Genomic DNA, 23359 nt, shown 5'->3' with positions numbered 1-23359 from the left:
GGCATGACACGGTGCATAGATGCCGAAACGGTTTTATCGCTCCCGCGAAGCGGCAACAAGTTCGGCATGACACGTGTCATCCTGAACTCGTTTCAGGATCTAATTGTGCAATCACGGCATGATATTATCAAGAAATACTTGCCTGATAACATATGTAGGAAAGGAACAATGCATGGCGAAGCTCACGTATTTCGACTGCAACTGCTCGATCGGACGTGTGCCCTATCCCCATCTTCATGATATTTCAGATGTCGAGGGGCTGAAAGGCGAAATGGCCGCCGCAGGAATCGAGGAGGCGCTGGTTTATCATTCAGCGGCCCGTGACTGCGACCCGCCGCTCGGAAATTCCCTTCTCGATGAGGCCCTTCATGGAGTAAATGGGCTCCATCCGGCATGGGTGGTGCTGCCTCACCATACCGGTGAAATGCCGGCGCCCGCCCGTCTCCTGAAAGACATGGATGCAAATGGAGTCAAGGCTGTCCGGATGTACCCCACCAAGGATTTCCACAGCTTTTCCCTGGGGGAATGGAACATCGGCGAACTTCTCGGCGCACTGGAAGAAAGCCGTGTGCCGCTCATGCTCGATATCGAGATTGTCTGGTGGGAGGCCATTGTAACAATTATGCAGAACCATCCGCGCCTTCCCGTAATCGCAACTAATGTGAGCTACCGTCACAACCGCTTCACCTACCCGTTGTTCGACCGTTTCCCTAATCTGTATGTGGAAACCTCGCGATATTTCGGCGCCGGTGTTTTTGAGGATGTGGTGAGCCGGTTCGGCTCCAGGCCGATCCTCTTCGGGACCAACATGCCGCGGTTCACCGGAACGGCTGCAATATCCATGCTCACCTATGCTGACATCCCGCAGGCCGACAAGGAAGCCATTGCCGGGGGAAATCTCCGTAACCTGCTGAAGGAGGTCCGGTCATGAAAGAATACTTTGACCGTGTGCACGCGGGACTGCCCATAGAGGATGTGGAGATCATCGATTTTCATGCCCACCTCGGCCCTTATTTCAATATGCATATTCCGGTGAACGACTCGGATGGCATGGTACGTCTCATGGACCGCTGCGGTATCAACAAAACAATCATCTCCACCACCTCAGCCGTCTGCGCCGACCTTGTCTACGGCAACAACCTTATGCTCGAAGCGCTCAAGCCGCACCGTGGGCGGCTTTACGGCGCCTGCGCAGTGAATGGCAACTATCCCGATCTTTCTGTGGACGAGCTCAATCGCTGTTTTGCTGCGGACAGGGATGTGGTTCTGGTTAAACTGCATCCATTCCTCAGCCTCTGTAAAATGAACGACCCCCGGATGAAAGGCATTTATGAGTTTGCCTCCGAGCGCAGGCTTTTCATAATCGTGCATACCTGGCTTGACAACGACCCCTACGGCAGTCTGGACCTTTTCGAGAAGACGGCCGGGGAGTATCCTGAAATCAAGTGGCTGATGGGACACTCGGGAGGACCGTTCGCCGGTCATCGGGCTGTGTCCATCGCACTGGCGCTGCCGAATGTGTTCCTTGATTTGACCATTTCCTCCTGTCCGGCAAGGCAGATCGAGTTCTTTGTAAAGGAGGTCGGCTCCGAACGAGTCATCTTCGGCACCGATAATCCTTTCATCGATCCGCGCCCCCAGATCGGCAGAGTCTTCCTGTCCGATATCTCCCGTGATGACATGGTGAACATCGTCGGAGGGAATGCCAGGAGGCATATAGGGTTCAGATCCTGAAACGAGTTCAGGATGTAGCGGACTCTTCGACAGGCTCAGAGTCCGCTGACCGAGCACTGAGCTTGTCGAAGTGCACGTATCATGCCGAACTTGTTGCCGCTTCGCGGGAACGATAAAACCGTTTTGCATCAATTCCAACAGACAGGTACACAATGAAATCAGTCTTCATGTATAAAAACCGGGTGGGTTTGAAACCCGCCGCTCCGAACTTTCCTCTGCACCTTGCCGTTTCTATCTTATCACTCCTCATTATCCTGACACCCGGTCAAGACAGGCTGGCAGACGCACAGGAACTCCCTGTGCTGGAGGAAGTGGTAGTAACCGCGCAGGGTTCAGGCCGCTTTCTCGATTCACCCGCCGCCTCGACCACCGTGTTCACAAAGAACGACCTGAAAGAGATGCAGGTCAGCTCCCTTCCGGAAATTCTCGAATCCCTCTCCGCAATACACCTCACCGAGCGGGGGACGACCGGAAGCCAGGCGGATATTTCCATCAGGGGATCTTCCATGGAGGGGGTGCTTTTCCTGATGAACGGAATCCCGATTCGCGATCCCCAGACAGGGCACTTTACCCTGGATATCCCGGTCGATATTTCACGGATCGAAAGAGTGGAAGTCCTCTCGGGCGGAGGCTCCACTCTCTATGGCGCCTCTGCTTCCGGGGGTGTTATAAATATTGTGACTTCGGATGCCGCCGGAGAAAACGGGGGGGGTTCTCTCGGCTCTTTCGGCACAATAAACGCTGGCGGCTCACTTTCGGCGGGGACGGAAAAAGCGCGGATGGCCGCAGATTTTCGCTGGAAACGCTCCAGCGGATACCGTGAAGGAACAGATCTCCGCTCTGCTTGCGCCACCTTGTCGGGTATTCTGAATGCAGGCGGATGGGATATTCGATGGAACGGCGGAGCGCTGAACAAGGAGTTCGGAGCGCAGGGATTCTACGGACTCTATCCTTCATATGAAGAAGTGAGTACTTTCCAGGCGGGAGTGCATGCACGGCGGGCTCTGGATGATCATACAATGATCCGTGTCCGCATAGGCGGGCGGGGACATGACGATGATTTCATTCTCAAGCGGGATAATCCCGCTTATTACCGGAATACTCATTATAACCGTAGTTATACGCTGAGCGGAGAGTATGTAAAAACCTTACCGGATGACCGCTCTCTGCTCATGGGTCTGGAAACTGAAGCTATCGGGATAACGAGCGGGAAGCTGGGCAACCATGCCAATTATAGCCAGGCTCTGTACGGCGAGTTTTTGGAAAAACTCGGGAGAATGAGCGCATCTGCCACTCTCCGGTATGACCACGGATACCGCGGGGAGCAGGTGCTCTCTCCCGGCCTGGGACTGATAGTCCCGTTCGGGGATGGTTTCCGGGGACGATTTCGCCTGGAGCGTTCCTTCCGCTCGCCTACCTACACTGAACTCTACTATTCAGATCCTGCCAACCGTGGCAACCCCGATCTCCAATCTGAAAAGTCGGTTTCGGTGGAAACCGGAATCGATCGGAAAAAAGGAATATATGAAACAGGCGTTTCTCTTTTCGCGGTTCAGACCACCGAGGTGATAGACTGGGCCAGGAATCCGGGTGAAAAGGTGTGGCTGGCGGTCAATCACGGCCGGCTTTTAACCGCCGGGGTCGAGGGGAAATTCCGTGCTCCTCTCATCGGAGGCTGGAAATGTCTGAGCAACTTCACCCTGTTGCATCAGTGGGTGCAGAATAGAATGGGTCAGGAGTCGAAGTATATTCTCAATCCCGCCGAGACAGCGGTTTCAGTCACCCTCTACGGTCCCCTTGCCGGAGGAGTGACCGGAGCTCTCGCCGCATGGTATGAAAACATGGTTGAGGGAGGTTCGCGGGCGCCTGTCAGCCTCAGACTCTCGCGTAAATTCGGCTCAGTGAACATGAAATTCTCGGCAAATAATATTGCGAACGAGTACTACGAGGTAATACCCGGCCTTCCGGCTCCGGGCCGGTGGTTTAACCTTGAAGTAGAGTATATACGATGAAGAAAACCTGTTTCACTGTCGTATTTCTGGCAGCAAGCCTGACTGTTCTCTCTTCTCCCCCCTGTTCCTGGGGTACTGCCACCACCTATCTTCCCCTGAATCACCGGGCCTACGATTTCCTGGAGCGGATGGAACTCCACTTCTTCATTACCGATGCCCGCCTTGGGACAAAACCGATCACCCGCGCACAGGCCGCCGAACTCCTGGTCAAGGCGGCTAACCACAAAACACTTCTGTCAAAAGTGGACCGTGAGGAGCTGGACGCGCTTCTCGATGAGTTCGGATCGGATATTCCTTCACGGCAGGGGCTGGTGTGGGATGACCGGGGACCGATCGAGAAGCTGCCGGATTTCCTGAATAGTTTCGTATACCGCAACAGGAGAAACTTCTACAGCGCATCAGGCGATAATTACAGCCTTTTTTTCGATCCCGTCATAGTCAGCCAGGCAATAATCAGCACGTTGAAAACCCCGGCGAAGGATGAACGCATTTATGTTTCCGGCAATGGCATTGTCACCCGCGGCACAGTTGGCGACCACCTGGGATTTTATGTCGATATCCGTGATTCCCAGGAATGGGGAAGCCGCTCCTATCCGGTACAGAAAATCACAACCATGCCGGGCCGGGGATTTGTGACATTCAAAGGCAACCATGCAGAATTCGATGAGACCATCGCCTCGCTCACCTTGTCGGAAGGTCCTTTCCGGGTGCAATTCGGCCGTGACAAGAGCATCTGGGGCCGCGGGAAGGAGGGGACTCTGGGGCTTTTCGATTATGCATCGCCCTACAACCTTGTGCGGTTTGAGACAGAGTTCTGGCGGTTGAAGTATTCTTTCATCGCGGCCGAACTGATTCAATATCCCCCCATGGCCGAATTTTATTACCAGAATCCTCCGAAAGCCGGCGCCGATTCGGTGGCGATAAAAAAACTTTTCAGCGCACACCGGGTCGAGATAGACTTCACCAGCCGGCTGAACATGGGATTTTACGAAACGATCGTCTACGGGGGAAGATGGGAGCTTGCCTATCTGAATCCGGTCATGTTCTTCCGGGGCGCCGAGCACACCTACGGGGACCATGACAATGTGGGGATGGGCGCAGATTTCCGTTTCTTTCCGCATCGTTCGCAGTCCATCTACGGCGAGCTTTTCATCGACGATCTCAAGACCACGAAGCTCGGCACCGGCTGGTTCGGCAACAAGCTCGCCGGGCATCTCGGCACCTTCATTGTGGAGCCGTTCAATATCCCCGATGTGGATGCCCGCCTTGAGTACACCCGAATAGAACCATGGGTTTATACCCACCGGTATCCGATAGACGTTTATGACCATTACGGCACGGGCCTCGGATACAACATGGATCCTAATTCCGACGAGCTGTCGCTGGAAATCCGGAAGCGGTTCTCGCGGAGACTGGCTGCAGAGATCAGCTTCCACCGGTACCGTCACGGCGCCAATCCTCCCGGGAAAAATATTGGCGGAGACATGCACCAGGGATTTCGGGACGGCGACTCGAAAACTTCACACTTTCTCGACGGCATCCTGGAGAAACGTAATGATACAGGCATCGATGTATCCTATGAGCTGCTCTGGCAGTTGTATCTCAAGGCCGGCTATACCTATGAAGACCGTAACGGGACCGGAAACAATATCGTCCGATTTTCCATCGGTTTAAACGAATAGGAGATACTATACCGCGGTGTGGATGCGAGAGATTGAAAAGCAAGGATGAAGGATGAATAAAGAAAGATGCCGAAACAAGTTCGGCATGACGTCATCCTGAACTCGTTTCAGGATCTAAATGATGGTAAGTTCCCCTCTTTGAGATTTAGGGGGCTGCCTTAAAGAGAATCAATAGTACCACTGAAGGAAAAAAGATCAGAGGGGGCTAATAATGGAGAAATTTTCAAACCGCAGGATATTCTTTAAAAAATTGTCGCTGGCCGGACTGGTTTTTTCGGGTATGCCTGGGTTTTCTTTCGCCCAGAGCACGGGCAGCGCAAAACAGGCTAAAGTGAAGCACTGGGATATAATAGTGGCAGGCGGCGGTCCCGGAGGCGTACCGGCGGCAGTGGCGGCTGCCCGCAACGGCGCGCGGGTTCTTCTTTTGGAAAAATACGGTTTCCTCGGCGGGATGGCAACAGCAGCGCTGGTCTTGCCCTATATGAAATACACCGCAGGGGACGCCATCATCATCCGCGGGCTGTTCGAGGAATTCCTGGACATTCTCCAGAAAAACGGCGGCATCCTTGAAATGCAGGCGACCGCGCAGGACCAGATCCGCCTGAACACCTTCACAACCGACCTGCAGAGCCGCGCTCATTTTGACGATGAGGCCATGAAATGGGTTCTCGACCGGTTCGTCCTGGATTCCGGCGCAGAACTTCTGCTCCATGCCCAGGCCATCGGCGTTCTCAAAAAGGGAAATGCCGTAAAGGCGCTGCGAGTTTTCCATAAGGGGGGCGTCGAGGATTTGAGCGCGGATATCTTTGTGGACTCCACCGGCGACGGGGATATTGCCGCCTGGGCCGGGGCAAAAATCGAGATCGGCCGTGAGGGGGACAGCGCCTGCCAGCCCATGACCGCTTCATTCCGTATGGCGGGAGTGGATGTGAAAAAGATGCCCGACGGCCAGGAAATAAACCGTCTCTATGATGAAGCGAAACAGCGGGGCGAGGTGAAAAACCCCCGGGAGAATGTGCTCAAATTCCGAACTGTCCATCATGATGTGATCCACTTCAACACCACCCGGGTCATCGGAAAAACAGCCCTCGATGGCTGGTCCATGACGGAAGCGGAAATCGAGGGCCGCCGTCAGGTTGAGGAAATGTCAAGGTTCCTGAAAAAAAGGGTGCCGGGATTTGAGAACTCCTACCTCATGAAGACCGGAACACAGATCGGAGTCCGCGAATCGCGCAGGGTCATGGGGAAATATGTCCTTATTGCGAAGGATGTGCTCGGCGCACGCCATTTCGATGACGGAATCGCCTGCGGCTCATACGATATCGATATTCACAATCCATCCGGGACGGGGACTGTTATCCAGCGGTTGAAAGAGGGGACGTACTACCAGATTCCTTACCGCTGCCTTGTGCCTGAAGGTATCGACAACGTCATTGTGGCCGCACGGTGTATCTCATCCACCCATGAGGCGCATTCATCCCTGCGGGTCATGCCCATCGTCTGGGCAATCGGGCAGGCCGGAGGCACCGCCGCAGCTTTGTGTGTAAAGAAAAAAATCCTTCCTACCGCAGTGCCGGCAGCCGAACTGCGAAAAATACTCGTGGAGCAAAAAGCGTTTCTGTGAGGTTTTAAGAATCTCACTTTCACCTTCGAAGAGAACTCACCTCCTAACCTCATGTGCGCAAACTTGGTGAGTTTTGTCTTTTAACTTTGCAACTCTGTCTATCTGTAACTTTGTCACTTTGTAACTCTGTCTATCTGTCTCTCCATGATGCGAAAAGGGAGCCATTATGGCTCCCTTTTTATTGCGGTAAGATGGATGTTTACACTATCCCGCTCATGCCTTCGAGCAATTCCTTGTTGTTCTTGGTTTCCCTGATCCTCTCCAAAAGCCATTCGATTGATTCGGACGTACCCATGGGATCCATGACACGGCGGAGAATCCAGATACGGTTGAGTTCTCCCTCGGTGAGAAGAAGTTCCTCTTTACGGGTTCCGGAGCGCTTGATATCCATAGCGGGGAAAATGCGCCGGTTGGAAAGTTTGCGGTCCAGCACCATCTCCATGTTCCCACGGCCTTTGAATTCCTCGTAAATAACCTCGTCCATCCGCGAACCGGTTTCGATCAGGGTGGTGGCGATGATGGTCAGGCTGCCTCCGAACTCGATGTTACGGGCGGCGCCGAAAAACTTCTTCGGCCAGGTCAGGGCATTGGAGTCCATACCGCCGGAAAGAATCTTGCCGGAATGTGGAATGACATTGTTATGAGCGCGTGCGAGCCGTGTGATGGAGTCGAGGAGAATCACCACGTCGTTGCCGTGCTCGACCAGGCGTTTTGCTTTCTCGATAACCATGTCCGCCACCTGGACATGACGCTGCTGCGGCTCGTCGAAGGTGGAGGCGATAACTTCTCCGCGAACCGCCCGCTCCATTTCTGTGACTTCTTCGGGACGCTCATCTATGAGAAGGACAATAAGTTTAATCGAGGGGTGATTGGTGGTGAGGGCGTTTGCGATCTTCTGGATGAGCATGGTTTTTCCGGTAAACGGAGGCGCCACGATCAGTCCCCGCTGGCCGAACCCAATCGGACAGAGAAGGTTCATGATCCGCATGTTCACCTCGGTAGGGGTTGTTTCGAGATTAAACTTGCGGTCGGGATGAATAGGGGTCAGATTATCGAAGAATATTCTATCTTTCGCCAGTTCCGGGGAGCCGTAATTGATGGCCTCTATTTTAAGAAGCGCAAAATAGCGCTCGGTATCTTTCGGAGGGCGGATCTGCCCTGAAACGGTGTCTCCGGTTTTCAGATCGAAGCGTTTGATCTGCGAATGGGAAACATAGATATCGTCAGGTCCCGGCATGTAGTTATAAGACGGCGACCGTAAAAAACCGTATCCGTCATCGAGAACTTCCAGGACGCCATCGGCAAAAATGAGACCATTCTGTTGAGTCTGTGCTTCGATGATTTTGAAGATAATATCCGCTTTCTTCAGACCGGTGATGCTCTCGATGTTGAGACTCTTTGCATAAGCAGCAAGCGCGGAGATTGTCATTTTTTTTAATTCGACAATGTCCATTTTCAAGGATTCCTTTTTGGGTTTACTCAAGGAAAGCACAGAACAAAAACGCCTGCGCTTTACATGAAGAAGAGCTTATGGATGTTGTGAGATTGATTTTCGATGTATATGACCAGTTCCGCGGATTGCAAGATAGCATTATTCCGACGAATAACTTGGGATGTATAGAAAGTGGAAGCGTAAATACGTGATAAGCCCTGAAAGAGATTCGGCAGGGGAATAAATTTGTTTGAGTGCCAAGTATAGAGAAGTTTTATCACGTTGTCAAGGAAAAAACGCAATTTTATATTAATTATCGAATTTTTTACCAAGTCAGGAGGATTTTTACAGGAAAATATCGAGATAGAATTAAAAAAGTACTGTCTTGCCAGGATGATTGTCGATACAACTGTTATGTTATACTTCTCTAACAGTGAATAAGTTCCATAATTAAATATACTATAAAGTTGTATTAACAGCTTTCAATACTTCAATTCTGAAACGCACTGCTTGAGTACAACGCTGCTCTACTTCAGACCAACGTTCGGTTACAACTGGAACAGCTTTCAAATATCGGCTTTTTATTTTTTTTGCCTTACCATCCTTCATTCTAACCAATCTTTCATGAACTGGTCTTTGAGTAAGCCATTCCTCTAACCTCTTATTACATTCGATGTTTTGCATAAATAAAGGTTCATTTTGACCATATAGAGCAACTATCAGCCAAGTTTCAATACTTTTCGATGGGATGCATAAAGCCCAATGTTTTGGAATCGCTACAGGAACGAGATTTAACCATCCCATAACAACACTTCGCAAGGCTTGAACTGTGTCCTCTGCGGGTGGACAGGGCTTCTCGCAAGGTAGATCTTGATTGGGTTGATCTTCGATTCCTGCATTTGGATAACTCTCACCTGCTACATCTGCGTCGATATGAATCAAAATCAAATTAAATCCAGATAGTGATGGGTTTTTCGAGATTTCAAATTCCATGGAAACAAACTCTCTACATTTGCGATACACTCCTCCCCATCCGCCTCCCGTTTCACTGAAACCTCCTAAATTTCCAATTGATTCCGGTTGCAGGAGCTGTATAATAAAACGACGTCCTAAAACACTTTTTAATGCCGCTTGGATGATGATGAAATCAGTTTCGCCTTCTGCTATCAAACCGATACGGAGATCAGACATTCGGTACTCCCCCAAGATGCCCCATCACCCAAAGACGAGACAACGGCCATTTCTCGTTGAGTTTTTTCAATTCATCGGTGATTTCAATACGTCTTACTTCTGTATGACCCGCATCATTTCGATCAACTGCGAATAGCCTTATCCTGTCATCATTTAAAGGTAATCCGTCGAGGAGTGCGGGATTATGGGCGGTAAATAGAAATTGTCTGGGATATGGGTTATCTATCACCCATTTGCATAGCGCTTTGACCAGTTTTTGCGATAATCTTGGATTTAGAGATTGGTCCAAATTGTCTATGGCAAGGCATTGAGGAGCAAAAGGATAGATGGCAAGGACAGCACTAAAAAGAATGTAAAGCACACCTTCACTGGCATCGTAAGGTGTCAGTGTGTTCCGTCCCTCCCGCATATAGCGATCTTTAAAACGAATGATAAGTTTGCCTCGTGCGATCGAAGAAGATAATAATGGCTCAGCCGATGTACTGGTATCGAAATCGCTCATCCAATCTATTAGGCCGGTCATTTCATCCAATGCATCATCAATAAAATCAACTTTTGCCGCCCTCCAACTTTTTAAATCTCTTACTGCTTCAGCTAACCTTCCCCCGGAAAGGCCAACAGGATCCCGCGACTGCTGATCCGAAATCATTCCACGGAGAGTTGGAGTGTTAGGAGTATAAATGGCATAATCCTGAAGTGTTTGCATCAGTTCAGCTGCCGGACTTTTTGGGTCAAGTTCAACAACCTTCAACGCCGCTAATCCCTGCTCCTTATTCCTGGCAGTATCGGTTTTTCCACGAACCCCGCGACTTACCAAAGTTATACTATCTCCAATAAGTTCTTCGGTTTTGAATTGCCATGCGGGTCTAGGCTTATCTAAAGAATTGAGGAGGGAAACTGCATACGAGGCATTTTCGGCTTCTGCAGCAAAATAGATATGAGGCGGGATTCTAATAGTAGGGAAAGCGCTCTTGTAAAGCCGCGGAACACCCGGACGTACCCCCCGGCGCAATAATGATTCATCGTCAACTCTTCCGTAAGCAGCAGCAGATAAAACACCCAAGGCTTCAAGGATATTGCTTTTTCCGCTTCCGTTGGCGCCAATAAATACATTGACATTTCCAAGGGAAATATCCAAGTCAACGATAGATTTAAATGATCGGATTTTCAGTTTTTCGATTAACATAAGGTTCTCCTTATATAAAAATACCTATTCAATAACACTGATGTCAATCTTATTCTACCGGTCTCTCCTCTTTGGGTATGCGCACCACGAAAATGGAGGGATCCCCGTAAGGCGACCATTTTTCATTATCGCGGTTGACAAAAGCGCCGTTCATGACAATCACCAGAAAAGAGCCGTCCTTCGAAATTTCCATTCCGTAGGTTCCGCCGACCCAGTAGCCGTATTTTTCATAGTAATAATCGTCAAGCCAGGCAATGACCTTTTTCTTTCCGGTCTTGACATCGAACTGAACAATGGGGCCATACTCGTTGTCATTCTGCATTTTTGCACCACCGGGCAGGTAATAGAAATACCGTCCGGTGGGATCGATAGCCGTTGTGGAGGTATACCTTCCCTTGTCCCAATTGACCCCGACAGGCTCGACCGCAGGTTTTTCCGGACGAAAACGGAAAAGGGCGCCGTCCTGGGAAATACAGTAGAAGGCGCCGTCCAGCGCACGTTTTTCCGTATAGCTGCGGAGCTGTCCTTTGGTGTGAGAATAAGAATTTTCCGGCGCTGAAAGCTCGTACCGCTCGAACTTGTTGAATTCCGGATCGAAGGAGAGGAAACGGAACTCCTTGTCGCTCATATCGCTTGACCAGAATTTTCCCGTATTCTCATCAAGCAGCATTGCCCGTTCCCACCAGATCCAGCCTTTGGACGGACATCCGGCATAGGCGACCCGCTTATTGATGGTATCCCAGCAGAGGAAGGTGGCAAAAGATCCGGTGGCGACATATTTGCCCCGCTTCGGGTCAAGGCAGGACTCGGGAAGATTGGTGCCGACCAGGGGAACGCCCCAGTTTTTCGCTTCGTGGGTATTGATGTTATAGCTCAGGAGCCAGCTCCCCCTGAAACCGTTGGCGAACCAGGAAGAATCGGGATACACACCATAATGAGTTGACGCCCAGAGGGTGCCGTCGGGCATGAGCCCCATATGGCCGTGAATCTTGCCGTCGGTGTAAGACTTTTCCGTCCAGCCGAGAAGCCTGGTGACATCCACTACCTTGTCAACCGTTGAACGGGCGGGGCTGTATTCATAGATGTTGATCTGGCATCCCATCCCGCGGTGGTCGTCGACCGAGAAGAAAAAGCGGTTGTCTTCGCTCCTGGTGACTTTGGCCCAGTTCGCCCAGGCCGCCTCCGCCGCTTCCTCGGGAAAATACTCAGGAACCATGTCCGGGATGATCATCATGCTCACTTCGGGGGGAATCCTGGCCACGGTAAAATCCTTCACCACCTGCTCTTCCTTCGGCTCAACCAGCATTTGAGGCGACCGGTCGGTTACAAACTCGGTTTTCTGCCGGAGCTTCATCCGGTCCATCCGGTCATTGACTTCCCGGCGCTGCTTTTCGGTGATATTCCACCCGGCAAAGGCGCTGCACGGGAGTGAGAGGATAAGCGCTGCGATAATATACATTCTCCATTTCTGCATGATGATACCTCTCTGGATTGTCAACCAGCTAATCTAATTTTATCATCTTTTCTTTTTTACAGGATTAACAAGATTTTACAAGATTTAATCCGCGTATGTCATCTGGTAAGTATTTTTGAAAATATTGCGCTATGATTGCACATTTAGATCCTGAAACGAGATCAGGATGACACGTGTCATGCCGAACTTGTTTCGGCATCTATATATACGATCACAACCTTATTTAATGACATACACGAAAATTTCATTTTCGATGATTCGGGAAAAAAGGAAATTTCGCTCCTTCCCTTTCATCCATCATCCTTCATCCTTCCCTTTTCACAACCTCGCCATTACCGATTTCCAGATCACTTTTTCCGGCGCCGCCTCTTCTACATCCTCGGCCAGGTAGCACAGCGCCCGCTGATGGATGGTATTGGCATTCAGGTAAATCTTACGTCCCTCGGGAAGATCGGAGGTGTCGATGACCCGAATAGCATTCGCCCATTTTGATTCTCCGGGGAAAATCTCCGTCAGCTTGTTCGGGGCGGTTTCAAGAAACGCTTTATTCAGGTTGTTTTCCTCACGGTGCGGGAATATGGCCAGGTAGAGCATTTTGAATTCTACAATGTCGTTGAAGAAATGTGTGCCCAGAGATACATCGGGTATGAGATTTTCGTTCATTTCCACGATTTCGCATATCACCGATACCGTGTTGATCTCGGCGAACTTGGCCGGCACTCCGAGCGCTGGCATGGAAGTCCCCCATCGTCCCGGGCCCATGAGCATAATGATCTTGGAGTTCTCATTCTTACGGTGGGTGAGACGGCCGATCATACGCGCGACAGAGTAACGCTCGGATTCCGGCATCTGCCCGTACACCGACGGCGCCACGTAGATAATCCGGTCGATGATGGTGGCTATGCTTCTCCCGATAATAGCGCCATGGGCTTCGAAAATAATGTCCTTTTGCACGATACCCTCGGGCGGGGCAGCAATTCTTCTCTCGCCGGTGATCTGGAAAGGCCGGCATTGAACCAGGTTGATCTGGAGTTTTCCGGTCTTGCGGAAATTGACGGTAAACTCCACATCCACCGGGCAGCCGTACGCTGTCTCAAGTATTTTGAGCATGGAACGCATGTATTCCACGAACGGAGGCTCGGAAAGGAGCTTGTCAAAAGTAACCACCCGGCGGCCGTCCGAGCCTGCCTCAGCAACGGGGGTCCATTCCTCCTGAACCCGTGAGGAGACAACATCCCGGGGATAATCCGGGCATTTTTGCACAATCTCCTGGAAATCTTTGGACACAAGCTTGTTTTCATTCAGATCGAGAACGTCCATTTTCCGCTGAGCATACTCCACCACCTCGTCGAAATTTGATTCATGACGAAGCTTCGGTGCGTTGAGAGAAACCAGGCGGGTGTAATCGTCGTCGTGACGGTCCACAGCACGGGTTCCCAGGCCGCAGACCAGGCGGAGCATCCCGGCATCCGATTCTATCCGCTCGCTCCATACGTAAGGATTGAAAGACAGTCCCACACCCGCAATCTGGGGGAAAAAAAGGTTGCTGCACACCACCCCCGAAACCCTCTGCACCAGGAGCGCCATCTGCTCGTCGCTTTCGAGAAGGCCGCGGTGCGCCCTGTAAACAAGCGCTTCCATACTCATGGTGCTGGTGTACACCCGACGCACTGCGGTCAGGAATGCCTTAAGCCGTTCGCTGCGGGTTCCCTGATTTACACAGAACACGCTCTCGTACTTCCCGGAAAAGGCATTGCCGAAATTGTCCTCCAGGAGGCTGCTCGACCGGACGATTATCGGCGACTGCCCGAAATAATCAAGCATATCCACAAACTGATTCTGGATGAACTCGGGAAAGTTTCCGGTAAGCATACTTTGGCGGGCTTCTTCGATACCGTCGAGGAAGGTGGAAGCGTCACGCTGCTTCTGACGCATTCTCCAGCAGCCGTTGGCCACAATATAGGTGTAGAATACATCCGAGCCGATGTAAAAGGAATCATGCACCTCGAGTATTTCTTTCCAGCGCTCTTCAGCCCTGGCCAGAATAGCCCGTGCGATAACCATTCCCACCGATTTCCCTCCGATGAGTCCGGTGCCGACCAGGCGTTTCCTGATGTTAAGAATGTCGGCAAGGGTGAGATACTTCGCGGCCATTCCCAGAACCCGCTCGTCGCGGGAAAACACCATCCGGAGGAGCTTTTGAAAATACTCGTAGGCGTCTTCCTTCGGGCGGTCGCCGCGCTTGACCATTTCCAGAACCTCTTCCGCCTGCATGAACGTCCGGTCCCAGATATCAACCACCCGTGAGGCTGAATCCATACCCGAACCCATAACCGCAGAGACCACCTCGGAAACGGTTGCGCTGTCGGTGACCGGACGGAAGGTTCCCTCATCCCACAAGTGCGGCATGTACATGGTGGGTGAATGCCGCTGCCACACCTTCATGGGATGGACATACAGGCTGCCTTCATGACGGTAGACATCGAGGAGAATCTGGGCGGTGTCACGAATTGACGAGGCGACAGGGAGAGAGTGACGGCTCCGAATGAGGGCGAAATACGCCACCGAATTCGTATCATACACATACGGACAGGTCAGATTATAGAAGTTGCCCATCATGAGGTCGCTGTACCAGATTTCTGCCAGATCGGAGAGGCAGTCGAACAGAAAATATGAGCCGCGGCCAGCTTTTTCCATGATCTTATGTATGGCGGCGGTGGCTGATTCGAACCCGATTCGCGGGTCGATGTAGTATATCGCGGCGCCGGAGCTTTCATCGAGCAGCTTCTCGTGCAGGCCGAAATGGAAATAGACAAGCCCGCCTTTTTTCTTTCGGGCATCCTCGGCGAAAGGCCGTACGAAGGGGATGTATTCTTCGAGAGAATCTATCTGCCAGACAATGTTGTCGCCGGGCATGATGTTCTGGAGAAGCTTGTCAAGCGCCGGTATGCCGGTGCTGAGCGGAGTGTATTCGGAATGTGCCATTCCCTCACCCCCTACCCCCTCTCCCGCAAGCGGGCGAGGGGGTGAGGAATAATTTTCATAAATGATAATTTTCGTTAAATATACGAAGAAAATCTGAAAAGACAAGGCACAAAGGCACAGAGGGACAAAGGCACAAAGTTTTAAAAGAGAATGATGAAGGATGAAAAACAAGTCCAATGATCCAGAGGGTTGAGAAGCAATTCGGGCAGTTATAATGGGCGAGGAAATTTCCGGATTAGGTATCTGTTTGCGTTACTGCATCGGTTCAAGGAGTATGAGGAGGCGATTTGGGTGATGCCAAGCGGCAGACTAGTGAAGATAATAACCTAAAATAACGGTCCGCTTGAGTACTTTGTTATGTCGCACAGTTTACTTTTTTCAAATCTCGAAGTGATAAAAAAAACTTTTCAAAAAATCAATAAAACGACAATATTTTATCAATGGTAGAATCCTTTTCAACATCAAATTCACGCACAACATTAATTTCATCACTCAGCACTTTAATCGAATCAGGCATAGAAGCTCCTTCTGTCCATTCTTCTAGAATAAGACTGTGTTGTAAATCTAAAATAACAAACTCTTTAGCCTCACCATACCCTTTTGCAAAATGGCCGCCATAAGACGCAACATTTCCTTTTTTATTTTCATAGATACAAAGTAACATATATTTCCCTTTCATTTGCAATTTAAACTCTTCATCTGTTTTTTTGAAACCGTTTAAAATGTATTTATATATAATGAGATCGATAACAGGTTTTGTAATTTCGCAGTCACTATATAGATAATTTATTCTATGTTCTGCAAATATAAAGGGATGTAAAGCAAGAGCTTCCTTCAGGTCATTAGCGTCATTGTGCCACAATCTCCTCATATAATCGTCACTTGCGTTTTTCTCAAGTTTATTATACAATTCAATTTGTTTGGATAATTTATGAAGTATTTCTATTGGTGTATTTGGATTTTTCGCAAGATGTATATCCATACTTATAATAGAATGTTCGGTAAAATATCTTAATATTTCAACAGGGGTATTTGGATTTTCTGCGACATTCCATTCAATAACACTTGGTGAACACTCGGACTTGGTATTTGCCCATTTAGTTAGCATACTAATAGGAATTCTTGGGTATTTTGCAATTATGTACATAGATTTCATAGGTAATAGATACTCGAGCAACTGAATCGGGGCATTAGGGTTTTCTGCAACGGCCTCTCTTACACTGTAATTTTTGTCTTTTGCTAACTTATATAGTAATTTTGTGGGTATATTATGATGTTTTGCAACTGCTGCCCTTACATTATAATTTTTATCCTTTGCAAAAATGCTAAGTAATCTATCAGATAAATTGAGATTTCTTGCTGCGCTGGTCCTAATGTAATCATCTTTATCAATAGCTAAAGTACTAAGGATTTCAATAGGAGTATTGGGGTTTTCAGCAACACTACTTCTTACATATTTATTTTTGTCTTTTGATAAAGTAATAAGAATGCGAACAGGAATATTACTGTTTTTTGCTAGGTCAGACATTACTGTCCAATCTTCATCATTTGAATAATAGGTTAAAGTTTTTATGGAAGTATTAGGATTTTTTGCTACATTACGTCGGATACTTGAGTCTTTGTCTTGTGCCAAAATATCAAGTATTTCAGGTGGTGTATATGGATACTGAGCTAGAAAATATCGATGGAAGTAATTCTCGTTATATTCACGTATTTTTAACTCCAGAATTCTGATTACTTCTTTAGGATTAATAGGAATATGCAATAGTTCAGGCGGCAGATTAAATCTATGTGCTAATAATTCTTTTGCTTCATTTTTCAGAATTAATTCACTAATTAGTTCGGAAGAGATACATTGGGATTTGATTACAAGTTTAGTTAACTCTATATCTGTATCTATAAGTCCTTTTAATATAGTTGGGGTAACATTAGGATGGCATATAACATTTTCAAGAATCTGAATATCATTTGTTTTGGAAAGAATCATTAATGCTTCCCAAGTCGTATTAGGATTATTAGCAACTGCCCTTTGAACATTGACATCTGCATTTTGTGCAAGTAGTATCAGTTTTTTAAAAGAAGTCTTGGGATTATGGGCTTTTTCAATCTCGGTTTCGCTACTATAAAAAAACAACAAACTTGCAACAAATAACATTACTAATAGCAGTTTTCCTGTTTTGATACACATTTAATATTCCTCCTACAACACTGAGCTTTTCGTAATTAATCAAAAACAACCTAACAAGTAATTCTGTAGTTTTCTTCATAAAACACAACATTAAATTATTTCTATTGAATTGCAAGGATAAATTAATTGAACCCAGGGGTAACTTCTGTTTATATATTTTCCGTATAAATCTTTAGATAGAATGTATAGAATGAACTACCCCGAAGCAGAGCTCTGAGGAATTCTTTTGATTAAATTATCGCCAAAAATAACTGTTTTGACGCACCGAAATCTGCCCTTTGAAATCCCTGATTTCCCAGGGATTTTTTATTGCCGTTTTTAACAGGTTTTCGGCGCACAGGAAAATCTGTGATATGATGATATAATAAATACATGCTCTTTTTTTTAAACGCAATACTTTTTTATTCAGAAAGGAAAACCATGTGGAACACGCCCTTACAAGAACAGCTCGACCGGATTCCCCGGCTTGATGTCTGAGGCAATCGCGAAGAGGGGAGCCACATCCTCCCAGCACAGGTCTGCAATGGAAGGTTCTGCGCCGCTGCTCGCAATGAGTTTTGCGTATTGACTTGCGATGTCGGTAAGAACGCGTCTGCCCCGCGCAGAGATGTCAGCCTTTGTGTTCGGAGGTTTCCGGGCCACGATATGCATGCCATTGGCTCAAGCGATCTACGGAGACGCTCCACCATTGGTCAGTCGGGCCCGCCGATCTTGCGTCGTAGATGTCGTAGTAATCTGCGTTGTGGATGTCCCCTAGCCAGTCACCTTTCCGCTACCATTGAAGCCCTGACTTGAGGTTGTCTATGCTGATGATCATCTTTTCATCTTCTGGTCGAACAATGCTTATGCAGTCTGGATAAAAATGCAAACATAGACTTTCTCTTTCAGTATAAGAAGTTTCCGCTATTTTTTGTATTCACACGTAATCTCAAGCTAATCAATCAATTGCCACTATTTTAACGATCAATCCTTCCTCGTATATACAGACTGTATAAACCGGCTTACAACCCATCAACCGGACTACGTACTCCGTGACCAACTTTTCTAATAACATCTTCTAAACTACCGCAGAACAATATATAACACCTACCGCTAAAAACAACTGTTTTTTTTGCAACGAAAGCCGACCCTCAAAAACCTTGATTCTCGGGGTTTTTTATTTGCCGTTTTGAACAGGTTTTTGACGCACTCCTCTGAAAGCCTTTTTCATTTGTGCTAATCGGGGGCGAACATTATATTTCTTTTCTTATGAGACAAATACGGATTACATTGGCCCAGATAAACACCACGGTCGGCGACCTGGACGGCAATGTGGCGCGATGCCTCGATGCGGCAGGCAAAGCTCGTGAAAATGGCTCCGATCTGGTGGTATTCCCCGAGCTGGCGCTTTCCGGCTACCCTCCCGAAGACCTTCTCCTCCGGCCCGGATTCCTCCGGGGATGCCGAAAAGCGTTGGAAAAGTTTGCGGCAGGTGCAGGTGAAATCTGTGCGATTGTGGGGCTTCCCGATGGTCTTGGACCGGTTTACAATGCTGCCGCTGTCGTATCCGGGGGAAAAGTCCACTGCATCTACCATAAGATGTTTCTGCCCAATTACGGCGTATTCGATGAAAAGCGGTATTTTCTCCCGGGGAGGGATCCTCTGTCCTTCCGCCTGGGAGATGTGACAGTGGGGATGACAATCTGCGAAGACATCTGGGTAGAAGAAGGCAGAGACGGGGCACGCTCCGTCTGTACTGTTCTGAGCGCCGTTCACCGCGCGGATGTAATTATCAATATCTCTGCATCACCCTACAATGCCGGAAAACTGCACGACCGCACAGAGTTGCTTGCCGAGAGAACTACTGAAACCGATACCCCGATTGTATATGTTAATCTGATAGGCGGCCAGGATGAGCTGGTATTCGATGGCGGCTCGCTTGTGTTCGACCGCAAGGGGAACTGCATCCTGAAAGCTCCTTCTTTCACCGAATACCTGGCGGTCATAGACTTAGAGTTTGAAAACCCTTTGCGAGAAGGTTCCGCGCCCTGTTTTAAAATTCCCAAACGGCCTGAACCTCAACGGTCAAGGGTAAAGCCAATCATAGCCCCCCCTTTGAGCGAAGAGGAGGAGATTATGGAGGCTCTCGTTCTCGGCACCCGTGATTACATCCGTAAGAACGGATTCTCGAAGGTTGTTATAGGGCTTTCCGGCGGGATCGACTCTTCAATCGTTGCATGCGTTGCCGCTGAAGCTCTGGGCAGGGAGAATGTCATCGGGGTAACCATGCCGTCGCAGTTTACTTCGACCGGAACCCGATCAGACGCCGAAATCCTGGCAATGAATCTCAAAATACGGTTTATCGAGATTCCCATCGGCGAAGTATTTACCGCATTCATTCAGTCGCTTTCCGATGCTTTCCGGGATACCAGGCCCGATGTAACCGAAGAAAACCTTCAGGCCCGCATCCGCGGCACGCTGCTCATGTCGCTCTCCAACAAGTTTGGGTGGCTGGTGCTCACTACGGGCAACAAAAGCGAGGTCGCAACCGGTTACTGCACGTTATACGGCGATACCGCCGGGGGATTTGCGGTGATCAAAGATGTCCCCAAGATCATGGTATACCGCCTCGCACGGCTCATCAACACCAGAGCCGCAGGTGAAATCATCCCCGAGACAGTGATAGCGAGGCCGCCTTCCGCAGAGCTCCGTCCCGATCAGAAGGATTCCGATTCTCTCCCGCCCTATGACATCCTGGACCCGATTTTAAAAGACTACATCGAGCAGGACATGGGGGTGGAGGAAATAGTCGCCCACGGATTCGACCGTGAAACGGTCAAAAGGGTGGTACGGATGTGTGATTTGGCGGAGTACAAACGCCGCCAGGCTCCGCCGGGGGTGAAAATCACTCCCCGTGCATTCGGCCGTGACCGACGCCTTCCCATAACCAACCGGTTCAGGGATACGGGGAATGAGGCAAAGCAGAAGACAGAGGATCACACATGACCGAGTGCAAAGTTCAGAAAAACAAAGCATCATGCCCATGCAGCTATCCATCCTGCTCGAGGAAAGGGATCTGCTGCGAGTGTATTGCCTATCATCGGAGGAGCGGCGAGCTGCCCGGATGCTGTTTCCCTCCGGATGTAGAGAAAACATTTGATCGCTCAATCGAAACCTTTGTGGAAACAGTTCGCAGAAGAGGACCGTGGTGGTAAATCGGTGTCAAATCAGGATTCCTGTGTGATGACAGATATACACATAAATATACAAAAAATCACTGAATTTTTTAAACTTGCCGGGAAACGCCCGCTCTTTATCCAGACCCATGACATCCCCGATCCCGATGCCATTGCTTCCGCAGAAGCATTCCGCATCATAGCCCGTCATTTCGGGGTAAAATCACGGCTGGTGACCAATGGCATGCCCCAGCGCCGGGAAAATAAAACCCTCATCAGGGAATGCCATATTACTCTTGAACCTCTGGAAACAGTGAACATCAACCCCGGCTCATCGTTCGCCTGGGCATTTATCGACTGCATGCCCGGAGGGGGAAATGTGACCCTGCATCCCCAGGCGCCGGGTGATGTTTTCATCGCCATCGACCATCACGGCCGCACACATGCTGCACCAAAGGTGACCTCGCCTTTTTTTGTTCTTCTGGAGCCGGATGTGGGGGCGACCGCCACCCTCCTTTGCCAGGCGCTGAAGGAACTCCACATTCCCATCTCTGCAAGGCTCGCATCGGCTCTCTCCTATGCCATCATCAGCGATACCCAGGATTTCAGCCGCAGCGCAACCCAGACCGACCTCCGTGTATATGCAGGTATCTTTCCCCATACCGACCAGAGGATTATATCCCGGATCAGAAACGCCCGGAAATCCCGGCAGTATTTCCGAACCGTTCATCGCTGCCTCGAAAACGCCCGCATCTACCGTAATGTGGCCTGGGTCTGGGTGGGAGAAGTGGAAAGCGGGGAAATTGTGGCGGAAATGGCCGATTTTCTCCTCTCGCGGGAACACATCACCTGGACACTGGCCCTGGGACATACCCGCGAGCGGATGTATCTTTCGATACGTTCTTCCAGCGCAAAAGCCAACTGCGCCGGGGTGATCCGCAGGCTGGTGCCGTTCTCGCCGTTCACCGTCGGGGGGCATGACCGCTTTGCAGGGGGATATATCCTGGTAGACAGTACTGCGGATATTCAAGAAATGGCGGAGTTTCTCATCGAACGTTTCATACGGCATATCCTCCGTATTCCCGCCAACCTGCCGGTGCCGGGCGGAACCCCCCTCATAGAAGAATAAGAATGTAACCACCCGGAGAACATCATGGACAAAGCTGCAACCACACTTATAAAATATATTCACGACGGCGGGCCGGCGATCATGTGGCCTTTGGTGGTTATGTTCATCCTGTCGGTCGCAATCACCATCTGGCGCCTTACTGTCATCCTCATCGCTCTGTTTAACACCCGGACACTCTTTCGGAAGGTGTACAGCGCCCTTGAGGACAGAGAGAACGGACTGAAAAATGCCTCCGAGATCTGCGCGCATACCCCCGGCCCGATAGCCTCCATCATTCATGCCGGTCTATCGCGCGCACACCTGGGGGTCGATCATGTGGAGAAGGCGGTACAGAGTGCGGGCGCGGTAGAAATGGCGTTTTTGGAGAACGGCCTTGTGTGGCTCGCCACTATCGCCAATGTCGCTCCCCTGCTCGGGTTTTTCGGAACAGTAGTAGGTATGATCATGGCATTCCAGGCCATTGCGGCAGCCGGTGAAGTTGAACCGACCGTGGTAGCCACCGGCATCTCGATCGCGCTCATCACCACAGCGGGCGGACTTATTGTTGCCATGCCGACCCAGATAGCCTACAACCTCTGCGTCTGGCTGATCGACCGGATCGTGGTCAGCATGGATGAGAACTCCACCAGACTGATCGATACGCTGATTGATCTGGGGTATGATGAGAAGATTAAACAGCAGGAGACAGAAGTCATAATCCAGAATCCAGAATAAAAATATCCGAGTATGCCATTAGATAAGGTTAGTGATCCTATAGAGAGATGCCGAAACAAGTTCGGCATGACACGTGTCATCCTGAACTTGTTGCCGCTTCGCGGGAACGATAAAACCGTTTCAGGATCTAAACACTCAAAAACATGCGTAATTATTTTTGTCGTCAATTATAATTTGACTTTTCAAGGTAATCCTTTAATCCCATAAATCATGGTTCAGACTTTTTTTTTGCGAACGTTGTGAGATACACCTTATGAATAGAAAACGGACGCTTATAACCGCCTCAATACCGACCGCGTCGATGGCGGATATAGCATTTCTCCTGATTATTTTCTTCCTTGTCACCACTACCCTGTCGCAAGACAAGGGACTGGGATTGACCCTGCCGCCCAGCGGGACGACCACCACAGTCCCAAGCAGTAACATCACCACAGTCCGGATCGGCAGTGACGGCGGATTGGCTCTTGATGAGCAGAAGGTGACTCTCCTTGAACTAGGGCGCCGTATCAAAATACTGACCGGAGAAAATACCAACATTATTGTGTCCCTCAAAACCGCTCCCGATGCCCGTTACCAGATTTTCGTGGATGTGGTGGATGAGATCAAGAAGGCGGGGAACGACAAGATATCCATCGCAAAGCCGGATGAGTAAAACGGGAAGAAAAGCATGGCGCACATTCAGTCCAGATTTTTCCGAAGGAACCGGATCAGCCAGGAGATACCCACAGGTCCCATGGCCGATATTTCGTTTCTCCTGATCATTTTCTTCATGGTGACAACCGTTTTCGTGGTATATCGCGGATTCCCGGTCGATCTGCCCACCGCGGAAAAAATCGACGCACTGCGTGGAAAA

General features: G+C 49.5%; 18 protein-coding genes. 11 read left to right on the top strand and 7 right to left on the bottom strand.

From position 1 onward, the window contains the following. The first annotated feature begins 172 nt into the window (after positions 1–172). The 5 genes from Q8O92_06065 (at position 173) to Q8O92_06045 (ending at position 7052) form a co-directional block, all read left to right on the top strand. On the top strand, positions 173–931 hold the full coding sequence (locus tag Q8O92_06065; GenBank protein ID MDP2982874.1) for an amidohydrolase family protein: 759 nt from the start codon (positions 173–175) through the stop codon (positions 929–931). Next, positions 928–1734, top strand: a complete 807-nt coding sequence (locus Q8O92_06060; protein MDP2982873.1) for an amidohydrolase family protein — start codon at positions 928–930, stop codon at positions 1732–1734. The genes Q8O92_06065 and Q8O92_06060 overlap by 4 nt, the downstream gene beginning before the upstream one ends. Before the next feature lie 152 nt (positions 1735–1886). Next, the gene (locus Q8O92_06055) at positions 1887–3746 is read left to right on the top strand and encodes a TonB-dependent receptor (GenBank protein ID MDP2982872.1); all 1860 of its coding nucleotides are present in this window, start codon (positions 1887–1889) and stop codon (positions 3744–3746) included. Continuing rightward, positions 3743–5428 (top strand): capsule assembly Wzi family protein, encoded by a 1686-nt coding sequence (locus Q8O92_06050; GenBank protein MDP2982871.1) that lies wholly within the window; start codon positions 3743–3745, stop codon positions 5426–5428. The genes Q8O92_06055 and Q8O92_06050 overlap by 4 nt, the downstream gene beginning before the upstream one ends. 211 nt (positions 5429–5639) lie before the next feature. Next, on the top strand, positions 5640–7052 hold the full coding sequence (locus Q8O92_06045; protein MDP2982870.1) for an FAD-dependent oxidoreductase: 1413 nt from the start codon (positions 5640–5642) through the stop codon (positions 7050–7052). Positions 7053–7251: 199 nt separating this feature from the next. On the opposite strand, the gene rho is transcribed toward Q8O92_06045, so the two are convergent. The 7 genes from rho to Q8O92_06010 all read right to left on the bottom strand — a co-directional run bounded on the left by rho (position 7252) and on the right by Q8O92_06010 (position 18159). After that, positions 7252–8505, bottom strand: coding sequence for a transcription termination factor Rho (rho, locus tag Q8O92_06040; protein MDP2982869.1), 1254 nt, complete (start codon positions 8503–8505; stop codon positions 7252–7254). A gap of 438 nt (positions 8506–8943) precedes the next feature. Beyond that, positions 8944–9675: a hypothetical protein gene (locus Q8O92_06035; GenBank protein MDP2982868.1), complete on the bottom strand. Its 732-nt coding sequence runs from the start codon at positions 9673–9675 to the stop codon at positions 8944–8946. Continuing rightward, a complete protein-coding gene (locus Q8O92_06030) occupies positions 9668–10861 on the bottom strand; it encodes an AAA family ATPase (GenBank protein ID MDP2982867.1) in 1194 nt (397 codons plus the stop codon). The genes Q8O92_06035 and Q8O92_06030 overlap by 8 nt, the downstream gene beginning before the upstream one ends. A 49-nt stretch (positions 10862–10910) precedes the next feature. Beyond that, a complete protein-coding gene (locus tag Q8O92_06025; GenBank protein MDP2982866.1) occupies positions 10911–12335 on the bottom strand; it encodes a hypothetical protein in 1425 nt (474 codons plus the stop codon). Between the two features lie 318 nt (positions 12336–12653). Further along, positions 12654–15320 carry a PEP/pyruvate-binding domain-containing protein gene (locus Q8O92_06020; protein MDP2982865.1) on the bottom strand — a complete coding sequence of 889 codons (2667 nt, stop codon included), beginning with the start codon at positions 15318–15320 and terminating at the stop codon, positions 12654–12656. 415 nt (positions 15321–15735) lie between these two features. Next, entirely contained in the window at positions 15736–17508 is a 1773-nt protein-coding gene (locus tag Q8O92_06015; GenBank protein ID MDP2982864.1) for a HEAT repeat domain-containing protein, read from the bottom strand. Positions 17509–17943: 435 nt separating this feature from the next. Then, a complete protein-coding gene (locus tag Q8O92_06010) occupies positions 17944–18159 on the bottom strand; it encodes a hypothetical protein (GenBank protein MDP2982863.1) in 216 nt (71 codons plus the stop codon). 597 nt (positions 18160–18756) lie between these two features. Between Q8O92_06010 and Q8O92_06005 the strand changes: the two genes are divergently transcribed. The 6 genes from Q8O92_06005 to Q8O92_05980 form a co-directional block, all read left to right on the top strand. Then, positions 18757–20493, top strand: a complete 1737-nt coding sequence (locus tag Q8O92_06005; protein ID MDP2982862.1) for an NAD+ synthase — start codon at positions 18757–18759, stop codon at positions 20491–20493. Next, positions 20490–20702, top strand: coding sequence for a DUF6485 family protein (locus tag Q8O92_06000; protein ID MDP2982861.1), 213 nt, complete (start codon positions 20490–20492; stop codon positions 20700–20702). The genes Q8O92_06005 and Q8O92_06000 overlap by 4 nt, the downstream gene beginning before the upstream one ends. A 28-nt stretch (positions 20703–20730) precedes the next feature. Then, positions 20731–21792 (top strand): DHHA1 domain-containing protein, encoded by a 1062-nt coding sequence (locus tag Q8O92_05995; protein MDP2982860.1) that lies wholly within the window; start codon positions 20731–20733, stop codon positions 21790–21792. A 24-nt stretch (positions 21793–21816) separates the two neighbouring features. Beyond that, positions 21817–22506, top strand: coding sequence for a MotA/TolQ/ExbB proton channel family protein (locus Q8O92_05990; protein ID MDP2982859.1), 690 nt, complete (start codon positions 21817–21819; stop codon positions 22504–22506). Between the two features lie 253 nt (positions 22507–22759). Then, on the top strand, positions 22760–23158 hold the full coding sequence (locus Q8O92_05985; GenBank protein ID MDP2982858.1) for a biopolymer transporter ExbD: 399 nt from the start codon (positions 22760–22762) through the stop codon (positions 23156–23158). 15 nt (positions 23159–23173) lie between these two features. Then, on the top strand, positions 23174–23359 hold a 186-nt coding region (locus tag Q8O92_05980; GenBank protein ID MDP2982857.1), incomplete at its 3' end, for a biopolymer transporter ExbD.

The sequence above is a fragment of the Candidatus Latescibacter sp. genome (genome assembly GCA_030692375.1).
Classification (GTDB): domain Bacteria; phylum Latescibacterota; class Latescibacteria; order Latescibacterales; family Latescibacteraceae; genus JAUYCD01.
The sequence above is the reverse complement of the archived record's forward strand: the minus strand, read 5'-3'. Positions and strand labels throughout refer to the sequence as shown.